At 53.0% G+C, this 24250-nt stretch carries 19 protein-coding genes; 4 read left to right on the plus strand and 15 right to left on the minus strand.

Annotation, left to right across the window (positions count from 1 at the left end):
- Positions 1 to 295: 295 nt before the first annotated feature.
- Together QZ375_RS10090 and alr are read right to left on the minus strand one after the other, a co-directional pair.
- Entirely contained in the window at positions 296 to 3226 is a 2931-nt protein-coding gene (locus tag QZ375_RS10090; protein ID WP_295218610.1) for an acyl-CoA dehydratase activase, read from the minus strand.
- Positions 3227 to 3866: 640 nt separating this feature from the next.
- Positions 3867 to 5015 carry an alanine racemase gene (gene alr / locus QZ375_RS10095; protein WP_295218613.1) on the minus strand — a complete coding sequence of 383 codons (1149 nt, stop codon included), beginning with the start codon at positions 5013 to 5015 and terminating at the stop codon, positions 3867 to 3869.
- A gap of 557 nt (positions 5016 to 5572) precedes the next feature.
- Here alr and QZ375_RS10100 point away from each other — a divergent pair.
- The 3 genes from QZ375_RS10100 (at position 5573) to QZ375_RS10110 (ending at position 8677) form a co-directional block, all read left to right on the plus strand.
- Positions 5573 to 6394, plus strand: a complete 822-nt coding sequence (locus QZ375_RS10100) for a TatD family hydrolase (RefSeq protein WP_295218616.1) — start codon at positions 5573 to 5575, stop codon at positions 6392 to 6394.
- 19 nt (positions 6395 to 6413) lie between these two features.
- Positions 6414 to 7397, plus strand: a complete 984-nt coding sequence (locus tag QZ375_RS10105) for a biotin--[acetyl-CoA-carboxylase] ligase (protein WP_295218619.1) — start codon at positions 6414 to 6416, stop codon at positions 7395 to 7397.
- Between the two features lie 260 nt (positions 7398 to 7657).
- Positions 7658 to 8677, plus strand: coding sequence for an aldose 1-epimerase (locus QZ375_RS10110; protein WP_295218622.1), 1020 nt, complete (start codon positions 7658 to 7660; stop codon positions 8675 to 8677).
- A 288-nt stretch (positions 8678 to 8965) separates the two neighbouring features.
- Here QZ375_RS10110 and QZ375_RS10115 read toward each other — a convergent pair whose 3' ends face one another.
- Positions 8966 to 12130 carry a carbohydrate-binding domain-containing protein gene (locus tag QZ375_RS10115; RefSeq protein ID WP_295218625.1) on the minus strand — a complete coding sequence of 1055 codons (3165 nt, stop codon included), beginning with the start codon at positions 12128 to 12130 and terminating at the stop codon, positions 8966 to 8968.
- A 677-nt stretch (positions 12131 to 12807) separates the two neighbouring features.
- On the opposite strand from QZ375_RS10115, the gene guaB reads away from it, so the two are divergent.
- Complete coding sequence (gene guaB, locus QZ375_RS10120) at positions 12808 to 14280, plus strand: IMP dehydrogenase (protein ID WP_295218628.1); 1473 nt, start codon at positions 12808 to 12810, stop codon at positions 14278 to 14280.
- Between the two features lie 83 nt (positions 14281 to 14363).
- Here guaB and QZ375_RS10125 read toward each other — a convergent pair whose 3' ends face one another.
- The 12 genes from QZ375_RS10125 to QZ375_RS10180 all read right to left on the minus strand — a co-directional run bounded on the left by QZ375_RS10125 (position 14364) and on the right by QZ375_RS10180 (position 24162).
- Positions 14364 to 14561: a (2Fe-2S)-binding protein gene (locus QZ375_RS10125; RefSeq protein ID WP_295218630.1), complete on the minus strand. Its 198-nt coding sequence runs from the start codon at positions 14559 to 14561 to the stop codon at positions 14364 to 14366.
- A 151-nt stretch (positions 14562 to 14712) separates the two neighbouring features.
- On the minus strand, positions 14713 to 15879 hold the full coding sequence (locus QZ375_RS10130) for an FprA family A-type flavoprotein (RefSeq protein ID WP_295218633.1): 1167 nt from the start codon (positions 15877 to 15879) through the stop codon (positions 14713 to 14715).
- Positions 15880 to 16201: 322 nt separating this feature from the next.
- Positions 16202 to 16459 (minus strand): FeoA domain-containing protein, encoded by a 258-nt coding sequence (locus tag QZ375_RS10135; RefSeq protein ID WP_295218636.1) that lies wholly within the window; start codon positions 16457 to 16459, stop codon positions 16202 to 16204.
- 261 nt (positions 16460 to 16720) lie between these two features.
- Complete coding sequence (locus QZ375_RS10140) at positions 16721 to 17662, minus strand: hypothetical protein (RefSeq protein ID WP_295218639.1); 942 nt, start codon at positions 17660 to 17662, stop codon at positions 16721 to 16723.
- A complete protein-coding gene (locus QZ375_RS10145; protein ID WP_295218641.1) occupies positions 17659 to 18072 on the minus strand; it encodes a hypothetical protein in 414 nt (137 codons plus the stop codon). The genes QZ375_RS10140 and QZ375_RS10145 overlap by 4 nt, the downstream gene beginning before the upstream one ends.
- The gene (locus QZ375_RS10150) at positions 18069 to 18485 is read right to left on the minus strand and encodes a hypothetical protein (RefSeq protein WP_295218643.1); all 417 of its coding nucleotides are present in this window, start codon (positions 18483 to 18485) and stop codon (positions 18069 to 18071) included. The genes QZ375_RS10145 and QZ375_RS10150 overlap by 4 nt, the downstream gene beginning before the upstream one ends.
- A 17-nt stretch (positions 18486 to 18502) precedes the next feature.
- Positions 18503 to 18856: a hypothetical protein gene (locus QZ375_RS10155; RefSeq protein WP_295218645.1), complete on the minus strand. Its 354-nt coding sequence runs from the start codon at positions 18854 to 18856 to the stop codon at positions 18503 to 18505.
- Between the two features lie 190 nt (positions 18857 to 19046).
- A complete protein-coding gene (locus QZ375_RS10160) occupies positions 19047 to 19922 on the minus strand; it encodes a hypothetical protein (RefSeq protein WP_295218647.1) in 876 nt (291 codons plus the stop codon).
- A 248-nt stretch (positions 19923 to 20170) separates the two neighbouring features.
- Complete coding sequence (locus tag QZ375_RS10165) at positions 20171 to 21139, minus strand: phage major capsid protein (protein WP_295218650.1); 969 nt, start codon at positions 21137 to 21139, stop codon at positions 20171 to 20173.
- A gap of 113 nt (positions 21140 to 21252) precedes the next feature.
- Complete coding sequence (locus QZ375_RS10170) at positions 21253 to 22404, minus strand: phage portal protein (protein ID WP_295218653.1); 1152 nt, start codon at positions 22402 to 22404, stop codon at positions 21253 to 21255.
- A 28-nt stretch (positions 22405 to 22432) separates the two neighbouring features.
- Positions 22433 to 23680: a PBSX family phage terminase large subunit gene (locus tag QZ375_RS10175; protein WP_295218655.1), complete on the minus strand. Its 1248-nt coding sequence runs from the start codon at positions 23678 to 23680 to the stop codon at positions 22433 to 22435.
- Positions 23677 to 24162, minus strand: coding sequence for a terminase small subunit (locus tag QZ375_RS10180; protein WP_295218658.1), 486 nt, complete (start codon positions 24160 to 24162; stop codon positions 23677 to 23679). The genes QZ375_RS10175 and QZ375_RS10180 overlap by 4 nt, the downstream gene beginning before the upstream one ends.
- Between the last annotated feature and the right edge of the window lie 88 nt (positions 24163 to 24250).

A 24250-nucleotide genomic window follows, 5' to 3' on the forward strand; every position in this document is an offset into this window, starting at 1 on the left:
TTTTCCCTCTGCACTCTCTTTCCCTTCACCCCTCACCCCTTTTCCGCACTTTTGCCGGGCACGATAACTTGACTTTCTTCGCGCTTGCTTTGACTTGGGCTTTCAGAATGCAGCCAATTCATCGCTGAAACAAAGTTTTAAGCGTGACGTAATCGTAGGGGCGAACATTGTTCGCCCATCAAATAACACCTGCACCATTACTGCACAATGGTGTCTCTCCCCTGAAAGGAAAAGGTGAACCGCCGACAGGCGATAAAGGGGCATGATATCAATAAACAGAAATTTCTCTGCAATATTATTCCATGGCTGCAATAAGACTCCGCAGCCGAATCTTGATCGCACCCAGATTGCTGATCTCATCAATTTTCAGCTGGGTATAAAGCTTTCCGCCGTCCTCCAGAATGCGCCGCACCTCGTCTGTGGTGATGGCGTCGATGCCGCAGCCGAAGGACACCAGCTGTACCATCTGCATATCCGGCTGGGTGGTCACATACTGGGCAGCACGGTACATTCTGGAATGATACGTCCACTGGTTCAGTGCCTGCAGTTCCGGTGTCTGTGCCAGATGCGCCACGCTGTCCTCGGTGATGACAGCCAGCCCCAGACTGCCGATGAGTTTGTGAATACCATGGTTGATCTCGGGGTCAATATGGTAGGGTCTGCCGGCGAGAACAATAATTTTCTTGTTTGCCTCCCGTGCCAGCCGGACGATCTCCTCGCCCTGGGCGATGACTTCTTTCCGGTACTGCTCTAGAGCGGCAAAACCGTGATCCAGCGCCGCCTCTACTTCTTTTTTGGAGGCATATCGTGCAAACATGGTGTGCAGTGTTTTTACCACATGGCTGCGGCGGTTCAGATCCAGGAAAGGATAGAGGAAATTATCCGGCGTCAGCTTCTCGCAGTTTGCCATGAGCAGCTCGGGATAATATGCCACCACTGGGCAATTATAGTGATTGTCAGAATCGCCCTCGTCAATATTATAACTCATGCAGGGGTAGAAAATGAAATCCACGTCCTGTTCCAGCAGGCTTTCGATATGCCCGTGGGTAATCTTTGCCGGATAGCAGACCGTATCTGAAGGAATGGTGCTCTGTCCTTTGTAATACGTATCCCGTGTACTCTCCTCGGAGAATTTCACGGCAAAGCCCAGATCGGTGAAGAACGTATGCCACAATGGCATCTGGTCGTAATAATGCAGCGCCAAAGGCAGACCGACCGTTGCCTTGGGCTGTTCCGGCTGGTGCTCTGTCAGAGACAAGATCTTCCGGTATTTCCACTCGAACAGGTTCGGCAGCTGTTCTGATTCCTTTTTGCCTGCACCCTTTTCACAGCGGTTGCCGGAAATAAAACGGCTCCCGTCATTGAAGCGGATGATGCTAAGCGCACAATGAGCAGTACAACCCTTGCAGGTCGCTGCCTTTGCCGTGTAAGAAAATTCTCGCAGCTGTTCCGGAGAAAGAAGTGTGCTAGTACCCTGGGATTTCTCCTGGGCATAGAGTGCCGCACCGAATGCTCCCATCAGACCGGAAATGGCAGGACGAATGACCTCCTGTCCGATCTCCCGTTCAAAGCAGCGCAGTACCGCATCGTTGAGGAATGTGCCGCCCTGCACCACGATATGCTGTCCCAGATCCTCCGGATTATGGGCACGGATGACCTTGTAAATGGCATTCTTGACAATAGAACCGGACAGTCCGGCGGAGATATCCTCCACCGTTGCGCCGTCCTTCTGCGCCTGCTTCACGCTGCTGTTCATGAATACCGTACACCGGGAGCCCAGATCCACAGGATGCTCTGCAAAGAGTCCCAGCTTAGAGAATTCCGCAATATCATAGCCCAGTGCCACGGCAAATGCCTGAATAAACGAGCCGCAGCCCGAGGAACATGCCTCGTTCAGCATAATGCTGTCAATGCTGCCGTTTTTGATCTGGAAACACTTGATGTCCTGTCCGCCAATGTCGATGATGAAATCCACATCCGGACAGAAGAAAGACGCTGCCTTAAAGTGCGCCACGGTTTCTACAATACCGAAGTCAATGCCCAGTCCGGCACGGATGAGATCCTCGCCATAGCCGGTAACTGCACTGCCGCAGATGATGCAGTCGGGACTCAAGCCCTCATACAGCTCTGTCAGTTCCCGTTTCACGCAGTCCAGAGGCTGCCCCTTGTTGGACGCATAAAAATCATAGAGCAGCTCGTGATTTTCCGACAGAAGCACCATTTTTGTCGTGGTAGAGCCGGCGTCAATGCCCAGATACGCCTTGCCTTTATAGGTGCGGTAATCGCCCCGTGCCACATCATGGGCAGCGTGACGTTCCTGGAAACGCTGGTATTCCTCAGGATAGCTGAACAGAGGCTTATCTGCCACCAATGCCGTCTGGGTCTCCGCCGTGCGGAGCAGTTCGCCCAGCTGTTCCAGGGTATAGGTTTCCGTCAGAGCCGCCGCAGACAGGGCACTGCCGTATGCCACAAAGGTTCTGCCGTCCTCCGGGAAGTGGGCATGTGCCTCGTCCAGTCCCAGTGTCTTGGTGAACGCATTGCGCAGTCCCTGCAAAAAAGACAGGGGGCCGCCCAGAAACAGGACATTGCCCTGAATCCGTCTGCCCTGTGCCAGACCGGAAACAGTCTGGTCAACCACTGCCTGGAAGATGCTGGCGGCGATATCCTCCCGGCGTGCGCCCTGATTGAGCAGCGGCTGGATATCGGACTTTGCGAACACACCGCATCGTGAAGCGATGGGGTAGACTTTCTCCGCAGAAAGCGCCATTTTGTCCAGCTGATCAACGCTGACATCCAGAAGCGTTGCCATCTGGTCAATAAATGCCCCCGTACCGCCGGCACAGGAGCCGTTCATACGCTGTTCCACGCCGCCGGTGAGGAAGATGATCTTGGCATCCTCGCCGCCCAGTTCAATGACCACGTCTGCTTCGGGGTATCGCTGTTTCACTGCCAGAAAAGCGGCATGTACTTCCTGGACAAAGGGCAGCTTCGCCGCCTGTGCCAGTCCCAGACCAGCAGAGCCGGTGATGCTGACACGGAGCTGTGTCTCCGGGTATTCCTGCCCCAGCGCAGCCAGCTTTTCGCAGACGGTTTCACGCACCTTGGAAAAATGCCGTTCATAGCTGGAGGACAGCACCTGACCCTCTTCGGTCAGAAGAACCGTCTTGACGGTGGTGGAACCAACGTCGATTCCCAGTGCATATGGTGTTTCATGGATCTCGCTCACAGATGGATGCTCCTTTCCTGCGGCGCACGCTGCGCCCGTTTCTCACTGCCTGTTTTCATGTTCTTTCATTATATAACATTTTTCGCCCGATTTCAACAGAAATCACGAAATTTTCATCTAAAAACTTTTGGAGTTTTTGTTGGACGGAGACGGTAAATATTTGTGTATTGTTTATTATACCGCCTTTGTATTATTCTGTAACATCTAAAAATGTTTCCTACCCGTTTTCAAAAAGGTTTTTCATCATGCTGGTCCAGCTGAGCACAGCTGGCGCAGGTCCAGGGCTGCGAAAGCCCTGGCAGAGTCCAGGGACAGCGTCCCTGGTCGCCGTCCGCAGACGGCGAAATACCCTGGCGCATACTTTTGCGCTGCGGAGAAAAGGGGTGAGAAAAGCGATAGCTTTTCGAGGGGAAAGCGGACAAGACCGCTTTCCCCTTGTAAACCGTTTTCAGCAAATGTGATTTTGTAAATGTCCCAGTGGGACATTTACAACGGAATAAATTTTTAGATGTGACTGGGTAGTAGGGGCGACCATCGGTCGCCCGTGTTTCCCGTCTGCAAATGGTTTCCCTGCGGGCGACCAATGGTCGCCCCTACATCATGTTTTCCCATTCCGCAGGGAACAATCGCAAATCATCGGTTAACCGCCCACCACGTCCCTCGGCACACGCTTGGAAATGCCGCAGACGATCTCATAGCCGATGGTGCCGTACATTGCCGCCAGTTCATCAGCGGTAATGGTCATATTCCCGTCCCTGCCGAACATAGTGACCACATCGCCGGGCTTTACTTCATCCGGGACATCCGTCACATCCAGCATGAGCTGATCCATGCAGACTCTGCCCACAATGGAACATGCCATGCCGTGCACCAGTGCACTTGCCTTGCCCGACAAAAGCCGTGCATAGCCGTCAGCGTAGCCGATGGTCACTGTGGCAATGGTGCGGGAACAGTCGGCGGTATAGGTTCTGCCGTAGCTGATACATGCGCCGGCATCCACAGTTTTCACGTGGGAGACCACACTGCGCAGGGACATGACCGGGTGCAGTTCCATAGGCACATGCACCGGATAGTTGGGTTCCAGACCGTACATAATAATGCCCACCCGTGCCAGAGTTGCCCGGGGATTGGGACGCATGACCGAAGCGGCACTGTTCATGAAATGCAGATGCTTCAGCTTATGCCCCTTTGCGGCAAGCTGGTCATATACCGCGATGATAAATTCCTCCTGCCCCTGGGTATAGGCAACATCCGCCTGTTCCGGAGAATCCGCCACGGCAAAGTGGGTATAGATGCCCTCAACTGACAGCCTATCCAGGGAAAACAGAGGCAGCAGTTCCTCGGCGCAAGCCTCCGGGGAGGCACTGCGGAAGCCGATTCGTCCCATACCCGTGTCCAGCTTGATATGACAGCGCACAGGCTGGTGGGCAAAGTGCTGGAGCTGTTTTGCATAGTCCAGGGACAGCACGCCCTGAATGATATTATTCCGTGACAATTCCGGGGCAAATTCCGGCGGCGTATAGCCCAGAATGAAGATCTCTCCATAGGGGCAGTACTGCCGCACCGCAAGGGCTTCTTCCAGATTCGACACGGCAAACCACCGCACGCCCAGCTCCCACAGCTTTTTGCAGACTGCCTCGTCACCGTGACCGTAGGCATTCGCCTTGACCACCGCCATATATTGAGTCTGTTCCGGCAGGATCTTCTGCACGGCACGGACATTCTGTTCCAGCGCAGACAGATCGATCTCCGCCCACGCACGATAGCGTTTTTGCTGTTCCAGTTCCATGAAATATCACGTTCCTTGTGTATAAATCAATGCATAATTTGCGTATCCCTTTTGTTCACGGATAAAAATACATTGCGGGGACAATTATGGAAGCACTGATTAAATCTGGTGCGCAGATTGCGAAGTCAGATTTTTCGTCAGATGAAACAAAAAGCGCAGTGAATACTTTGTGTATTCACGAGCATTTTTGTGAAATATGACGGAAAATATGCAAGCAAGATGTGTGCCAAGCCGTAAGGCGCGATTTAATCAGTGATTCCTTATGCATTGATTGTCCTGCCTTGCATTTCCCCATAAAATATGATATGATAACAAAAGAGACAATATGAACACCGGAAAACCTGCTGGCATTCGTTCGGCGTACTCTTTAGTATAGCACACAGGGTGCGAAATTGCAAGTAAGAATTGTTAATATGCTCGAAAATCAATTTTATGGCATACTGGTAATATTTTTTGGATCATACGGACGAAACTGTAGGGGCGAACTGCGTTCGCCCGTGAAAAGACTCCCGAAATATGCGGGCGAACACAGTTCGCCCCTACAGCAGAACATTTTTATGAAACAAATCACATTTTTGTTGAAAGAGGAAATAGACGCTATGTTTACCCAGATTTTTGATACACACAGCCACTACACAGACAGTGCCTTTGACCAAGATCGGGACGAGGTACTCCGCCGTCTTCCGGAACAGGGCATAGTTCATGCGGTTCTCGCCGGAACGACCATTGCAGACAGTGCCCAGGGCATCGGGCTGACGGATCGGTATGACTATCTCTATGCCGCCGTAGGGATTCACCCGGAAACCGCCGGGCAGGAACCGGCGGATCATCTGGCACAGCTGGCAGAAATGGCGAAGCACCCGAAGGTAGTCGCCATTGGCGAGATCGGTCTGGACTACCACTATGAGGGCTACGACCGGGAGGCGCAGATCCAACTGCTCCGGGAACAGCTGGATCTGGCAAAGCAGCTGGATCTGCCGGTGATCATCCACGCACGGGACTGCACCGAGGATTATCTCCGGATTTTGACGGAATTCCGTCCCCGTGGGGTAGTACACTGTTTTTCCGGCAGTGCAGAGACAGCCCGGCAGGTGCTGACATTGGGGATGTACATCGGCTTCACCGGAGTGCTGACTTTCAAGAACGCCAAAAAATCCCTGAAAGCGCTTGCTGTCGTGCCGGAGGACAAACTGCTCCTGGAGACGGACTGCCCCTATATGGCGCCTGTGCCTTTCCGGGGAAAACGCTGCGACAGCGCCATGATCCCCTACACCGCCGAAGCCGCTGCACTGGTGCTTGGTACAGATACCCAGACTATTCTGGAACAGACCTGCCGGAACGGAGAACGCTTGTTCGGCATTCCGGCTGTTTCACAATGAGGAATTAGGAGGTTATCACATGAGCGTGAAAGAATCCGTTGCCGCATGTCTAGCAGAAGCAGAGGGACAGTATCTCTCCGGCGAAGCCATGGCGAAAAAACTGGGCGTCAGCCGGAATGCTGTCTGGAAAGCCGTCCGCACCCTGCAAGAAGAAGGCTTTCCCATTGAATCCAAGAAAAAGACCGGCTACCGCATCACCCAGGATGCAGACCTTCTGACTGAGGATACGATCCAGCCCCTTCTCCACAGCCGGGTGCTGGGGCATCCTCTGCTGGTATTCCCGGAACTGGACTCCACCAACAACTACTGCAAAAAGCTGATCCGCCAGGGGGCAGCGCACGGCACTGTCGTCACTGCCAACTGTCAGACTGCCGGAAAGGGCAGACAGGGACGGACATTTTGTTCCCCGGCAGGCTCTGGGCTGTACTTCTCCGTGCTGCTGTCCCAGGCAATTGCGCTCCAGGATGCGCCATTGCTGACTGCATGCGCCGCTGTGGCGGCTGCCCGTGCCATTGACGCCCTGTACGGCACGCATATCCAGATCAAGTGGGTGAATGACCTGTATCTGGATAGCAAAAAGTGCTGCGGCATCCTCACCGAGGGAGACATCAGCCTGGAGTCGGGAAAGCTGGAACATGCCGTAGTGGGAATCGGTATCAATATCCGCAATACCCGGAGTGCACTGCCGGCAGAACTGCGGAACAAGGTGACTTCACTGGAAGAAGCAGTGCCGGGCTGTCACGTCCGCCGGGCGGAGTTATTGGCGGCAATTCTATACGAGTTGGAACATGCCCTGCGTGATCTGTCCACAAAGCGGTTTCTGGGAGAATATCGGGGGCGCTCTTGTCTTCTGGGGAAAACAGCGGAATTCGTCATGGACGACGGCACACGCAAGAAGGTCTCCGTTCTGGAGATCGCCGACGACTGCGGTCTGGTGGTGCAGGATTCTTTCGGCAACGTGGAAACGCTCCACGCCGGCGAGGTGCATATCACGCAGTTTTGAAAATGCCGGTTACAGGGGCACAACAAACGGATGCCATCCACAAAACGTAGGGCGGGGGCTTGTTCCCGCCGTTTCGTAATTCGTCATTGTGGGCAAACGCAGCGGCACACCAGACCTAGCAAGAGATTCCCCACATTTTTGTACAACATGCCCAAATTTGCAAATCCAGGCTAGACAGAATTTGCATAATGTGATATAATCAAATTGTTATTGTATGATTACGGCATATTTCGTGCCAAACAGAAAGGAATCTACCATCTATGAAAAATACTGCAACCCTGATCGACTGGAAGGGCATGGAGTGTGTCCGGCTCTCTGCCGGCGGTTATACTGCTCTGATCGCACCGGGCATCGGCTCTAATGTGCTGCGTCTCCACGATGATGCAAACGGCGTGGAATTCTTCCGCTGGGATGAAAACAACACGCCGGATGACATCCGGAATTCCGCAGAGGTGTGGGGTCTGCCCACGCTGTATCTCCCGAACCGTTTTTCTGACGGTGTACTGCGCACTTCAGACGCCGTGTACCAGCTCCCGGTGAACGAGGCAGCACCCTTCCACAACCACATCCATGGCTTTTTACATAAACGGGAACACACTGTTGTTGCTTATTCCGCAAACGAAGACGGTGCATGGCTGCGCACAGCTTATGTCTACAACGAAAGCGACCCGTTTTTCCAGTACTTCCCCCTGCCTTTCACAGCAGAATTCTTCTTCGTGCTCAGCGAATATGGTCTGGAGTACAAGTTCTCCATTATCAACCAGTCCCCCAAAAAACTGCCCATTTCCATTGCCACCCATACCACCATTGCCGCACCCTTTGTGGACGGCGCAAAGGAAGAGGACATCCGCATCCAGGTACCGGTGACGGAAAAGTGGACGCTGAACCAGCGCTGTCTCCCCACCGGCGAGATCCTGCCCCTGTCGGACTATGACATGGCATACAAAAACGGCACTACCTGCCCTGTGAAGCGTGTGGTGGACAATGACATGTATACCGCCGGTATACTGGAACTGGACAAGAAACCTTTCCGTGGTGTAAAAATGACTGACACCGCCAGCGGAAAGGGTATCGGCTATGCCGTTTCTGACGGGTACAAGTTCTGGATCTTGTGGAATGACCGGGGCGAAAAGCACTATTTCTGCCCGGAACCCATGACCGCTATGATCGATGCACCCAATCTGGACATACCCGCAGAAAAGACCGGCTACAGAGAACTGGCATCCGGCGAAATGTTCCACCTGGCACAGCATTTCTTCACCATCCTGCCAGAGGCGTAAAAACAAAATACGATTGATACAGGGGCGGATCATATCCGCCTTTTGTATTGCCACAACCACAAAAACAATACGGAAAACTCGTAGGGGCGAACTGTGTTCGCCCGCAAACTTGCCTCCAGTGGTAAATCTTATTTGCAAAAAATTCCGTCATTCTGGACGAAACCGTAAGGGCGGATATCATCCCCATCACGTTCAGGCAACAGAAAAGCAGCCCTACCACTTTCGATGAGGCTGCTTTTTTTGAGGGGATACTTATGTATGCTTTACCTGATTATAGGGTATGTTTTATCAACCCCAGCCGCCAGGGCCGCCCTGGTTGCCGCCGGAACTTGCTGTAAGTGCTGTGCCGCCGGAAATCGCACCGCCAACAGTCACAACATAACTCGACTGTGTCAGAATATCTGTGCCGCCGGAAATCGTTCCGCCGGACTGTGCAGATGCACTATTGTCCGAGTATGCGAGACCTCCGCCGCTTGCAGAATAGAAAGATACGATGGCGTTTCCGGAAGAATCTACGAATGTATACCTTGTGGTCAGAGCGGTGTTGCCGCCTGTCATCGAAATCACAGTGCCGCCGGTTTGTGTGGTCGAATAGCCATCACCGCAGTCCATGGGTTCCTGACCATTTGCACAGTAGTAACCGCCATTGATGTTGAGAGGGCCATTAGAGTCAAAGGCATCGTGATCGCCGTTTGCAGAGTTGCATACGACCAGACCGCCATTGAGGTGTACCTCACCATAGGAACTGCTCATGCCGCCGTCCCAGCCGCCGGTATTGCCGCTGCCGGAGTTGTCACTGCCGCCGGCTGCATTATAGCCGTCGTCTGTGGAAACAATATATACCGTACCGCTGTTCTGATAAATATATACGCCCTCTACGCCTTCATAGCATTTTGAAACGTAAATCTGTACATCGTCAAATGTCCCTGCATTCTCTGTGCCGATATACAGGCTGCTGTCACTGTGCAAAGCATCGTCGGCAGAAGCCAGTGTCAGAATGCCGCCTGTCGCATGCAGATCTCCTGCGCAGTGGAGACAGTCATCGGAAGAATCAATGTGCAGTGTACCGCCGTTGATGGTCAGATTGCCGCCGCTCTGGTAGGTGGTGCCGGCTGCGTCATAGAGACCAACTGCCTTGATGCCCTTGGCGCTGATGTCGGTCTTGTTGGAGTTGCCGTCCGACATACCGCCTCCCCAGCCGCCGCCCCAGCCGCCTGTGCTGCCGGAGGAAACACTGCCAGTAAATCCAGAACCCTGGTAGGTGTTGATGGTCACATCGCCGCCATTCATGGTGAATGCCTGCTCTGCCTGAATACCGTCTGCATAGGAGTTGATGTTGACTGTACCGCCGCTGATGGTGACAAAGCCCTTGTCTGTCTCCGTGGAGGTAGATTTGATGCCGTCACCGCCGGTAGTGCCATTATTGGTATTGACAGTAACATTTAGTGTGCCGTAGTTGGTGCTGTCTGCCGGGTCTCCGATACGGACAGAGTCATTACCGTCAATGCCGTCATCCACTGCATTGACGGTAATATTGCCGTTCCACAGCTTCAGATCGTTCTTGCAGACAATGCCATCCTCGGTGTTGCCGTTGACAACGAGTGTGCCTTTGCCCTTGATCTTCAGATCATCACGGGAAAAAATAGCACCATTGACAGTTTCCACATTGCCCTCGCTGTCTGTATAGGTATCGGTGTGAGAAGTGCCGTCAGAGATGGTATTGGTCGTACCGTTCTTTGCGAAAATTGCCGCTTCATCACCGATGGATTCTACATAAATCGGCGCTGCACTGCTGTTGGAGAGTGTCACACCCTCCAGATTCAGGGTGACCACGCCTTCCGGTTCTGCGGTCTTGTCCACATTCACAATGATCTGTCCGCTGCCGCTTTCGCCGCTGATGGAGATCTCACTGGAAGCAGTTACGGTTACGGCCGCACCGGAAATGGTCAGGTTGGACGGAGCGGAGATTGCTTCGCCAGCCGCATTATTTGCAGTAACCGTGCTGCCGCTGAATACCAGTGCCGTTGCCACATTATCGCCGGTGGTCACAGTATTGCCGCCGGAAAGTTCTGTTACGCCAGTGAACTCGGTAGGTGTACCGGTCATCTTGAAATCGCCAGCGGCAGAGCCGTCGTGGGACATCTGCGTGCCGCCGGTATATACCTGATAAGTGCTGGATGTATCCAGACCGCTGCCGCTGACAAGAACATAGTCAAACTTCTTGACAGGCGTCATTTCATAGACCGTGCTGCCGCTCTTTTGAATGGTGACAGCATTGCCCTTCTTCCACTCTGCCGCATAATCCAGCTGCATGATGGTCTGGGTGCAGCCTGAAGTATCAATGGTCATGGCCGTGCCAGCAGCATTCTGTCCGAAAGCATAATCTGTTGCAGCTGCGATCACATTACCGCCGGTAATGGCAAGTGCGCCGCCTTCATCCAGGGTGAAGCCACGATCACCGCAGGCCACAACCGTACCGCCGGAAATCGCCAGAGAAGTTGCCGCCTGTACAGCGTCATTGCCAGCCTTAATGGAGACCGTACCGGAGAGAATGGATACATTCTCCTTGGAGGATTTGATACCGTCTGCGGAAGAGTCGATGGTAACAGCTGCGCCGTCTACTTCAATGGTATTATTTGCCTTGATGGCGTCTGCATCGGAAGTATCGTCCACGTCGGTAACGATATTGACAGTACCGCCATTGAGCTTGATATCATCCTTGCAGTTGATACCAGTGTTCATGCTACTGGTGATATTCAGTGAACCGGTGCTGTTCTTGGTAACGGTGATATCACAAGCACCGTAGATCACACCGCTTGTGCTTGCATTAGCAGCAGTTGCCGTATCCGTCAGGGTGTTCGTGCCGCCGCAGGTCAGCTTTACCTTTGCAGCACTCTGGCCATAGATACACGGTGCACCAGTGGTGGAGGTCATGGCGACATCCTGCAGGAACAGAGATACATCCTCTGTATCAGTCTCTGGTACATTCACCAGGATCTGACCGTCTGTAATGGTGCCGTCTACAACATAAGTACCGGAAGCGGAAATGGTCACGATCTTGCCGGAAACAGCAGTAACGCCCTTTGTGTCACCCTCAACCGTAATGCCGGCATCGTTCAGGTGGATATAAATTGCATCGCTTACCGGGTCGGTATTCGCCGCCATCTGACGCAGTTTTGCCAGATCCATACCATTGACAATGCCGTCTGCCACAACATCGGCATTCAGATACTGTTCAGCAGTCAGGGGCGTACCGCCCAGCAGTGCTGTCTGAAGTACCTTGACGTCCGCAGCAGTGACGCTGCCGTCTGCATTCAGATCACCGGATGCATTGGATGCTGCTGCACCTGCCGGAATCGCCAGCATGGTGGGAACAGCTGCTGTACACAGCATGGACAGTGCCACAACGCCTGCCATAGTCTTACGCACATGACGGTGCGAGAATTTTTTCATGTTGCTCACTTCTCCCTTTTAAATCATAAGATAACTTTTCGTTTGCTGGTGGGATGCCCCCTCCATCATTGCTGCACAATGGTAGAGAGGTGTTGTACACACAAACGAAACGATAATGGAATCATGCAACGGCAGATGTCAGCACCGGAACAATTGCTGTCCGCCGTCTGGATGAATGGTATATTGGAACAACACGGAGGTGAGAAGTCCTCCTGTTATTTTCCAGTATACCGTTTGTTTCTTAAACAATTCTTAAACCATGTGAAAATCCGGATTGTTTTTGTTCGCATTCTCACCGAAAATCCCGACGAAAATTTGTAAAAGGTGTAAAATCTCATCCGAAGCGACCGAACCTCTTGACAAATCGGAGAAAAAAGAGTATCATAGATATAATAATCTAACGTTTGCCGCAGGGGTTTTTACGGGGAATCATAATAAAAGCTCCTGCGGCAATGCAGGATAATGGCAGAACCCGTAAGAGCCTGTTTCGTAACTTTTTTCTGCGTAGATTTTTGAGTGAATTTTCGTTGATTGCAAGGCGAAAATTCGCAGGCGGAATTTTGCCCGGCAAGAATTTTTTACGCAGATAGTAATAAAATTCACCAAAAAGATGCGTGAAAAAAGATACGGAACAGGCTCTGAAGGTTTCGGGAATTTATGATAACTGGAGGGTCATTATGGCAACAGAACTGTGTGAAAAGTTTGGAAAACAGGGGCTGACGTTTGATGACGTTCTGCTGATTCCGGCGGAATCGGACGTAACCCCCAACATGATCGATCTGCGGACAACACTGGCTGGAAATGTGCATCTGAACACGCCGATCATGACTGCCGCTATGGATACGGTAACTGAGGCGCAGATGGCAATCGCCATTGCACGGGAAGGCGGCATCGGCATCATTCACAAGAATATGACCATCGAACAGCAGGCGGACGAAGTGGACAAGGTAAAGCGCTCGGAAAACGGCGTTATCGTGAACCCCTTCTCCCTGACGGAAAATCACCTGGTCTCCGATGCGGACGAGCTCATGGGCAAGTACAAGATCTCCGGCGTACCCATCGTAGACCGTGTGGGCAAGCTGGTGGGCATCATCACCAACCGTGACATGCGGTTCCTGGCGGACTACAACGGCCCCATCTCCGAGGTCATGACAAAGGAGAACCTCATCACCGCTCCGGTGGGCACCACTATGGAAGAGGCACAGGCAATCCTGCGGCAGCACAAGATCGAGAAGCTGCCTCTGGTTGACGACGAGGGCTATCTGAAGGGACTTATTACCATTAAGGATATTGAAAAGGCAGTACAGTTCCCGAACTCTGCCCGTGACGAAAAGGGACGTCTCCTCTGCGGTGCTGCCATCGGCATCACTGCAAATGTGCTGGATCGTGCCCGTGCACTGGTAGACGCACAGGTAGACGTGCTTGTTCTGGACTCTGCACATGGTCACAGCAAGAACATCATGACCACTCTGAAAAAGGTCAAGGAAGCATTCCCCCATATTCCGGTCATTGCAGGCAATATTGCCACAGCAGAAGCGGCAGAAGCACTGATCGCTGCCGGCGCAGACGCTGTAAAGGTGGGGATCGGTCCTGGTTCTATCTGCACCACCCGTATCGTTGCCGGCATCGGCGTGCCCCAGATCACGGCTGTCTATGACGTAGCACAGGTAGCTATGAAGCACGGCATTCCAGTCATTGCAGACGGCGGCATCAAGTATTCCGGCGATATCGTAAAGGCACTGGCAGCCGGCGCAAATGTGGTCATGCTGGGTTCTCTGCTGGCAGGCTGCGAGGAATCTCCGGGTGAGACTGAGATCTATCAGGGTCGTTCCTTCAAGGTATACCGCGGTATGGGCAGTCTGGCTGCTATGGCAAACGGTTCGAAGGATCGTTATTTCCAGGAGGGTGCAAAGAAACTGGTTCCCGAGGGCGTCGAGGGACGTGTTCCCTACAAGGGAAGCGTTGCAGATTCCGTATTCCAGCTGGTGGGCGGCATTCGTTCTGGTATGGGCTACTGTGGTTGTCCTACCATTGAGGAACTGCACCAGAAGGCAAAGTTTGTCCAGATCACAAACGCAGGTCTCCTGGAGAGCCATCCTCACGACATCCAGATCACCAAGGAAGCGCCGAACTATTCGACACATTCTTAATGTATCCAAAATAAAAAAAGCAACCGGCAGCCGGGGCGTATTTGCTCCGACTGCCGGTTTTTCTGTGTACAAATGGAATCGCATTACTTGCTCATGATATCTGCAATGATATCCAGCACCTTGTCGTGACATCCGCCGCATCCGGTAGAACAGGATGTGATCTCCTGTACCTTCTGAAATGCAGCCTCCACCTCGCTCAAGCTCTGTGCATTGTGCACAGCAGATTCGATATCCGCATAAGATACGCCCATGCAATGACATACTTCGTAATTTTCCTGCATGATCTTTTCACCTCCTTTCGTGCGAATCACATATTTGACGTAAATGTAGAGGCGAACTGTGTTCGCCTGCATTCACAGGTGAAAAACCAGAAGTGTAGGGCGGGGCTTGTTCCCGCCATTCCCAAAGGATCTAAGAGAAAACCCTATGTAATTATGCTTCATGGATCGTCTTTGCCAGGGCTGCCAGCTGTGTCTCGTCCTCTGCTTTCACGGCAGAACGGATGGAAACCACCGGCTCCAGCACGGTGAGATTTTTCATGGTATCCAGATAAGACTGCATCTTCTTCGCCGCCGATGGTGCCCAGGATCCATTTTCCACCAGCGCAATGGTACGGTTCTGAAACGCCTTCGCCTGAAGATGGATGAGAAATTCCTCCATAGGCAGGAACACGCCGCCGTCATAGCTTGCCGCCGCCAGAACAGTTCTGTCATAACGGAACGCCTGCTGCACTGCATCGGCAACATCGCACCGTGCCAGATCCAGAACAGTAACCGTTTCACCCAGACTGCGCAGCTGTTCCGCCAGATATGCAGCGCCCTCGGCAGTATTGCCGTGAATAGACGCATATGCCACCAGAACACCCTTTTCCTCCGGAGTATAACTGCTCCAGATCTGATATTTTTCCACATACGGTGTCAGATCTCCCGTCAGAATAGGACCGTGCAGGGGACAAATGGTCTGGATGTCCAGCTTTGCCGCCTTTTTCAGCAGCGTCTGCACTGGCATCCCGTATTTTCCCACGATATTGATGAAATACCGCCGTGCTTCGTCCGTCCATGGCTCGTCTGTATCCAATGCGCTGAACTTTCCGAAAGCGTCCGCAGAAAACAGGATTTTTTCCGTCTCCTCATAGGTCACCATGACCTCCGGCCAGTGCACCATAGGTGCCATGACAAAGTGCAGGGTATGAGCACCCAACGACAGAGTATCCCCCTCCTTTACGGCAAGAATCGGGTTCTGGGGTGCGCTCCTGCAAAAATTCGGCAGCATAGCCAGCGCCTTTGCAGAACCAACCAGCGTCATTTCCGGATAACGTTCCGTCAGGGCGCAGATACTCCCGGCATGATCCGGCTCCATGTGGGAGATGACCAGATAATCCGGCGTTTTTTCCCCCAGTGCTTCGGTGAGGTTCTCCAGCCACTGGGCAGTGGCACGGGGATCCACCGTATCCATCACCGCAATTTTTTCATCCTGGATCACATAGGCATTATAAGAAACGCCGTTGGGTACGGGATACTGGCTCTCGAAAAGGTCAATAGTCTTGTCGTCTATGCCGACATAGAAAACAGATGTATTCTGGGAAACCGGATGTAACATGAAAAACCCTCCTTCAGAAGCATACAAAATATTATTGAGAATCATTCTTATGACATATAGTATACCAGTAAAACCGACAAATTTCATGAACATTTTGCAGATAATCTCAAAACAGTCTGGGTACTCCAAAAATAAACAATGATTTGTATCCGAACGTTTGCAGCGAAGCTTGCGGACAACCGATGGCTGCCCTACATTTTCACTGGATTCGTGCGATCGCAGAGAATGCGGCAGGTGGATGATATCCGCCCCTACAATTTCATTTCAACAGTATCATGAAACAAAAAAACGACCCTGTTTCCCCAGAAACAGAGCCATTTCTTTATTCCACCGAAGAAGTCGGATAAACCAGCACCAGCTTTGCATCACACCGGCGCAATGCAATGACAGCACCCCGGACGGCATAGGCTGTGGGATCACCACTGCCGGCAGTCTGAAGTCTCTGAATCCGTGTTCCAGGAATCCAGCCGAGATCCTGGAGCCGATGCCGCATTGCGCCGTGTAAGTAAAGCGCTTCTATGACCGCCATCTCGTCTCGTTCCAGCGAGCATAGCGGCCGGACTGTTTCCGGATTCTGCACCTCACGTCACCTTCCCGTTGATATTAGAGTCTGTTCAGTATCTGGGCGTGCACAGATTGCGCAGTCAGATTTTTTGGGAGATGAAGTGAAAAACGGAGGAAATCCTTTGTGGATTTCCGAGTATTTTCGCAAAATCTCCCAGAAAAGATGCAAGCAAGATGCGTGCGAAAAGATGCTGAACAGGCTCTTATGGCACATTCCATCATATGCAGCCACATAGAATCCGGTGATACAAAGAGATGCATCATAAAACGCTCCTCATCATGTATTATAAAACGCATCCAAATATGCTTCCAACCGGGTACGAATCCCCTTCTGATTGCCGGTCATGCGGATATGGGTGACTACTGCACCATCCAGCACATTGCCATAGCTCAGCCGGTCGCCCAGATCTGCACCGACTGCGCCGATCCAGTCCGTGTAATAGCTGACAAGCCCACGGTCTGCGAACTTCCGCCGAAAAATCAGCGCCTGCTGGGGATTGTACAGATACTGCCTGTCCAACGCCAGCTGACGGGTGCGGACAATACTGCGTTTCACTGCCTCTGGTTCTGTCTCATGAAACGCACCATAATCATCGTCCACATCTGCCATATAAAAATCGCTGTAAAATCGGGACTGATCCGTCACCATACCTGCCCCCAGGAGCGTGCCGTCCTGTCCATAAAAATGCTCATAATTTTCCGGCAGATGCATCCGGATCTCATTTGTACCATAAATAAAGGGATACCGTTCATAAAGCTTGTAGCTGAGATTGGCAATGCCGTCCCACATGCTGGTATTATCTTTGACATAGAGATAATTGCTGGCATCTGTGCTGGACTCCCAGGTGATCTCCTGGGGAAACGTGTAATAATCGGTCATCAGTCCATCCAGGGACATGCCTGTATGCAGTCCCGGTTTCAGCTGGTTCTGGAGCAGCATTGCCGTCAGTCCCCGTGAGGTGAACTGCACAAAGCTGATGCCATTTCGCCGCACCAGCCGCAGCTGTTCCACAGTACCGAAGTGCAGTTCCTTATCATCCAGAAGCATCCGCACCCGATAGACGCTCTGAAACTGATCTGTGGGAAATGTCCCATAACATGTGGCAGTCAGCTGAGAATAGGGCATGTACATTTCCTTTTCCAGTGTAAAGGCGGCAATGCTGTCTCTGATGGTCATGACGGATTTTTCCATGATCAGCTGAAACTTTACCTGACTCATGATGTCTCCTCCGTTTCTGCCGGTGTTTCCGTCATATTTCCCTGTACCACCCATGTCATGCGACAGGGCAGAACGCCTTCCTCCGCCGATTCCTCCGCTGTGTAAGACACAAGAGATGCTGCCACGTATCGTATGCCGTGGATGTCCAGCACAAACCGCTGATTCTCCTGAACTGCCATATCCAACGACAAAAGTACCTTTGCCAGCTGCCCACGGAAATAAAACCGCCCTTCCATCTCAAGCCGTCTGGCACGCCTGCCGAAATTCGTCACAAAACCGCTGCCTGACACACCGCTCTGCTCTGCATAATTTCTGGAACCGGTGAGTTTCCAGGCAGTCACGTAAAACATCGTATCGCCTATGGCAATGGGAAAGGCTCTGGGCGGCACGGGATAAAAATGTGCACTCATACGCCTGCCTCCTCTCTGCGCATCTGCATCAGACCAGAAAGCATAAATGTGCCGAACAGCGTCATTTTATGCAGCTTCCGCACCTCTTCCGGCGTACCGCTCCGCAGACTTTTCATGGTAAAGCCGGAAGAAAGCATCCCCGACTGGATCCCCCGGAAAAAGGTGTTGTACATCTCGCTTTCGTTTGTCTCCGGCGGCGACAAAAGCGTCACACGCACCGCCGCTGTGAATGCGTAATACAAGTCCGTATCCGTCAAAAAAGGACGGTCTGTCTCCACACAGTCCATACCCAGCACCACAAATTGCGCCGGCCGCTGCGCCAGAGGTGTTGGGTCATAGGAAAGATAAACACGCATGCCCGACCGTTCCTCCAATGCAGCTTTCAGATCACTCAGTAATTTTTCCAGCAGCACACCGATCCGCCTCCTTTTCAGACTGCCTGAAATGCAAATGTTTCATCTTCCAACAGACTCCGGCACAGCCCACGATATGCCCATACCAGTGACTGGGCAAACGCCAGCTTCTGCGCTGCGTCCGTATTCTGGGCAATCGTTCCGGCAAAGGTACATGCGGCACGGTCTCTCGCCGCCGTGATCTCCGTGTACCGCTGAAATGCCACTGCTGCCGCCAGATAACACAGCCTTGCATCTGTTTCATCCGCATCTGCCTTTAGTGCCTGTTTTACTTCCTGCACTGCCATTTCCAGCACCGCCCCATAGGTTTCCGCCAGCGTCTCCTCCCCGGCGAACAGCCCGAACAGCAATGCGACCTGTTCCTGATTCATGATAACACCTCCATCTGTTCCATGTATTAGAGCCTGTTCAGCATCTTTTCGCACGCATCTTGCTTGCATCTTTTCTGGGAGATTTTGCGAAAATACTCGGAAATCCACAAAGGATTTCCTCCGTTTTTCACTTCATCTCCCAAAAAATCTGACTGCGCAATCTGCGCACGCCCAGATACTGAACAGACTCTTACATCCGAAATTCCTTGTTTCCCCCGTGATTTGCAGCTGCCGGGGTCAGCTGTGCCTGGCACTGCTGCTTCTGCTTGGTGCGGAGCGTCTCCTGGAATGCCAGCAGTTCCTCCAGATCCATGCGCTTTGCCGCCGCAGAAACAGCGTCCTGCTCTGTCGTTCCCTCTGTGAGAAACCGCAGGCGGACGATATCCCGACGCACCAGTTCCTCCACCCGGGACAACAGCACATTTTTCTCCCGAAGCTGTGCCTCAAGCTGTCTGCATCGTCCGGAATCACCGGAATCTGTGCCGAACTGCTTTGTGACACCAGCCTCCCGCTGGGCAGGGATCGCCACGAAACTCCACTCATAGGCATCTGTAATCTCTCCCAACACCGTATGGCACACACTGCCGCTGTAGGTATGCCCCAGCTGGTGCGCACAAGGTGCTTTCCGGCGGTCGCTGCCGCAGACAGAACAGGTCTGGGATGCCGCCGCACAGGAAATACTCACTTCCTTTTTGATGCCTCCGTCAATCTCCCGGATGAGATCCCGGTTGGTATCGGTGCGAATCATATAGGCATGACCTTTCAGATAGGTGTACACCTCCCCGGCAGTGGTCTGCCGCAGCGGATCTTCCGCCAGCTCTGTGGCAAAGATCCGTGCCGTCTGGTTTTCGCCCTTGGGGTTATGGTCAAAAATGCCTGTTTTGCCCACAAACAAATCTTTCAACTGTTCCAACGCCTCCAGAGAAAACCGTTCGCCGTCCCGGTCGATCTCATTGTCACACAGCCGCACATCAAACAAAAATACTTCCTCCTGGGTATGAGTACGCCGGGTAAACTGATTCAGCTGTTCCAGCCGTGCCGCCAGGTTCTGTTCTTCCTCCTGCATTTTTTCATCCTCCTGTTTTTTAATGTGGAATGAGGAGTAGGAATGAGGAATGGCGGTGTTCGCTTCGCTCATAAATAAAATACATATTACTGACATTCCCCAAATTATATTGAGATCCATCGCCACAGGCGATACCATCATTCCTCATTCCTAACTCCTCACTCCTAATTCAAAAACCTATCCCACCTGCGGCGGCGCACGGGACTTTCCACAAATTCTGCTCAATTTCCACAACTTCCTTTTGAAACTCAGAGACTCAGCACGTGAACAGCATCTTCCATGATCACACGGAACGCCACACACAGGGAAACAGTGATCACATCCAGCTGGCTGTCAATGATCTTGTCCGTTTCCAGCAGCAGATCGCCGTTTGTGATCATTTCCAGTCCGAACTTGTCGTCCAGACCGATCATATAGCCCTCGGACATACCGGCACACTTGCACAACTGTGCACCAAAGGGCAGCATGATCATGTTGGGCTGTACAGAAGCCATTTCTGTCATCTGATCCAACGCCATGACCTTTGCCGCAATGGCAGGTGCAGCCAATACGGTGTTCATGTTGAATTCCTTAAACGAACCGTACAGCTTGGTCAGGTCGGCATAGGTCAGTGTACCTGTTGTCTGCACGCCCACCAGAGAGCCGGCATTCGCCTCCATCTTCTGCACAGCCTGTACCAGAATACCGTTGGCAAGGCGCACACCCACCGCACGAAGTATCGTGCCGAAGCTGTCCAGACGCTGACGGCGAACTGCCTCATAGGATGCATGAATGGTACGCCCGTATTTCTCCAGGCGACTGGTAGAAGCAGCCGCCAGATAGGTCGCTGTGGGCAGTGTATTGCCCTGGGTGGTCTTTGTGCTATAGGCAGTGGCATCATTCAAGACCGCAGACTGATATTCGCCGCTTTCCGATCTCGTCTGCACCGCCACAATATTCGACAGCACGGACTGCTCCACACCGCTGCGGATGGTACGGCGAATGAATTCCGGGAACAACACGGCGCTGTCCGTGGTGGAGAAGAACTTTTCCACACGGTCGCAGTGCAGACCGCTGACACGGATGTCAAAGCGCTTCAGCTGACGCTCATAGGCGTCCAGTCCGGCAAGGGGTGTCTCCGCATACTGCCCGGAGGGATCCATGCTCTCCAGCACCTCTGTGAAGCTCTTGTTTGTGATGTGATACATACCCTTTTCCAGTTTCAGATCCTTGTACATAACTCATTTCTCCTTTTCAAATTAAATTGTTCCATTGAACCCACGATGTAGGGGCGAACATTGTTCGCCCGCAGGCAAAACATTGATAAACAGAATACACGGCAAACGAAAAATTACCGTTCTTCCATCTGCATTTCCAGCTGCTGTGCCTGTGCATTCCAGAGCCGTGCCTGTGCCAGTTCGGTCTCATCCTGCAAGTTGATGTTGCTCCACTCCACAGTCACCTCTGCCGTAGACCCTGCAAGACGCAGGAATGCCGTGCCGATCCGGCGAAGCACCGGCTCCAACAAGCGGCGGTAATATTCCAGCTCCGAGGTCAGGATATCTGCCTGCTGGGTGCTCATGCGCTCGGTGGATGACCAGTTCAGTCCCAACAAAAAGGGCGGAATGGACAGCTTTGCAATGAGCTGCTCCAGCAGCTGCCGCACAGGCACTTCCGTATCCAGCAGCGCATTATCTGCACCGATCACACGGATATCCACATCTCCGGCACAGACAAAGTCCCGGATCTCGCCGTGTGCACCAGCACGCATTCCCTCACTCCATTCCTTGGCGATCTGTCTCGCCCTGTCGCCGGCATAGGCACGCTCTGCCGGATCATTAGAAGGCTTATAGGTCACTGCATAACGCACATTGCCCATGCGGTCATAATTCTGCCCGATACACTCGAAAATGCGCAGCAGGATCTGGCTCAGTGCCGGCAACCCGTGGAGTACCGATACGCCGTAAATCCCTCCGGGCGGCGGATTCAGCGCCGTGAACAGGATGCGCTCCGGATGGGCAATGCGGACATTGTCCGCTTCCTGTTCCCCACGAAGCCAGAATTCCCGTTCCATAGGCCGCTTTCCGGCACGGATCTGCACCCGGTCTGCCGATGCGCTCTGTAACCCGGCGAGCATTCCTGTTCTGGGATCAATGAGCATCTCCCCCAGGGCATTGCCATAGGTCAAAAGGCTTTCCAGATAGCCGTCTATAAAGCATTGCAGCGACTGCCCTGTCAGTCCCACGGGGACATCCCGGACGAACTCGTCCAGCTGTGCCTGCATTCTCCCGGAATCGCACACCAGCCGGAAACTGCCTGTCAGTCGGACAATTTTCCCAATGGCAGCATCAATCACCGGCACTGCTCCACGCAGCCCTGCATACAGACTGCCTTCCACAGCATGGCATCCCTCAGAAAGCCCATAGCCGTCCACATTTCTCGCCGCACTTTGCAGCACGCCCCCGGAAACCGGCGGTTTCTTCTTTCGTGGAAATAATCCCATTTCATTTCACCTCCTTTCACTGCGTTCCTCACCGTTTCGCCGAAACGGCAAAAAATGCGTCTGCGCCATTCCGGCAGGCAATGGTGCGGACGAAGTAGCGCATGTCGTCCATGGCGTGATCGTGTTCCTTCTTCGGCACATCCCCCCGAACCGAATCGCCCCAGCAGTACTGGCTGAATTCTCGCCGGATATCCCGGCAGGCTTTGCAGAACCGGAGCTTGTCCTGTTTCAACAGGCTGCTGACCTGCTGTATCCCGGCGTTCACGTCGTTGTCTGCCGGAATGACCCGAAACCGTCCGTGGCTGTGAATGCAGGCAATAAAGCTTGCAGCGGAAGGGTCAACCACCACGCTTTCGATGTCATACCCGGCGGCAAGCGTTTCCAGAGCAGCATAGTGCTCCTCATCCGTCCGCCGTTCGCCCTCGGTTCTTGCATCATAATAATACTCTTTCAGCCGGTACCAGACGCCGTCACAATGCCCCCACAGCCCGAAAGAGGACGGGTTCACTGTACCGTAGTCACAGGAGATCCAGTAGCGGTCACATTGAGGCGCTGTCTCCACCACATGCTGCGTTTCCGAAAACATGGGGTAAATCAGTCCGTCTGCCGCCGTCCACTTTCCCAGGACAAATCGGTCGTAGAACGCACCGCTGTACAGTCGTTCATACCGCTGGCGCACTCGCTTGGAGAGGGAAGGGTTGTCCGCCATGGTGAAGTGCACATAGAGGGCATGTTTCTCCTCTGCCTTGCGGATCCACTCCCGATAAAACCAGTGGGTGGGGCTGTCAGGATTGCAGTTGAACCACATTCGTGACCCGGTAACGCTGCATCTCGCCAACGCTTGTTCCACAAAGGAACGGGGCATAAGCGCCACCTCGTCCAAAAACACGCCGCATAAGGTCATGCCCTGGATAAGGGCGGCGGAACTTTCATCCCTGCCGCCGAAGAGATAAAACCGGTTTGTGATGCCCGAAAGGGTCACGTCCACATAGTTCTTGCTGACTTTTTCCAGACAGGTGAAACCCAGATTTCCCAGCAGATCCATGAGCGGTGTCATAACATTGCGCTTGAGAGAGGTAATGGTCTTGCCGCAGAGAGCAAAGCTGCCGCCCTGAAAGGAAGTCATTGCCCAGCTGACAAAACCGATGGACATAGACAGCGTCTTTCCCGACCGCACTGCACCGTCGCAGATGATGGCATCATAGCCGCTGTAGGGCTTCTGACTCCACCAGGACATGGCAAGCTTCTGGTTCTTGGAAAAGGTCTGAAAGGTCATTCCCCATCCGCCTCCGTTCCTCCGGAGAGCGCCGACAATAGAGCATGTGCTGCCGCCTTGCCGTCTGCGTCACCGCTGTACTCATAGAGAGACGCCAGCGCTTTCAAACGGTCGAAAAAGTGCACTTCCATGCCGCCGTTCTTGTCCCGTTTGATGGACGACACCGGAAACAGATCCAGACGCTGTATCTGTTCCGGCGCAGGCATTTCTTCTGCCAGCACCAGCTGCACTGCGTCATTGGTGCGCCCAAATGCCAGACGCTCCAGCCCGGCACGGACAACTGCCGCCGGATTGTCCTGGAGGGCACTGCGATAGGTCTCCACCATACGCCGATAGCAGCTCTGCCGCAGAAGCGCTGCACCATCTGCCGCCGCTGTCTCCGGGGGATAGCCGGCACACCGTGCCGCCTCTGTCACGTCCCCCAGTCTTGCATAATGACAGCAGAATAAGCTGCGTCGTTTGGATTCATTAGAATTTGCCATATTGCTCCATTTCTCCTTTCGTTTTTTTGTGATCGATTTTGCTCTCTGCGAACAACCCCTCTCACTAATAGCGCCGCAGAGACCAAAA

It is taken from the genome of Ruminococcus sp., assembly GCF_019417665.1.
In the GTDB taxonomy this organism is placed as follows: domain Bacteria; phylum Bacillota; class Clostridia; order Oscillospirales; family Ruminococcaceae; genus Ruminococcus_C.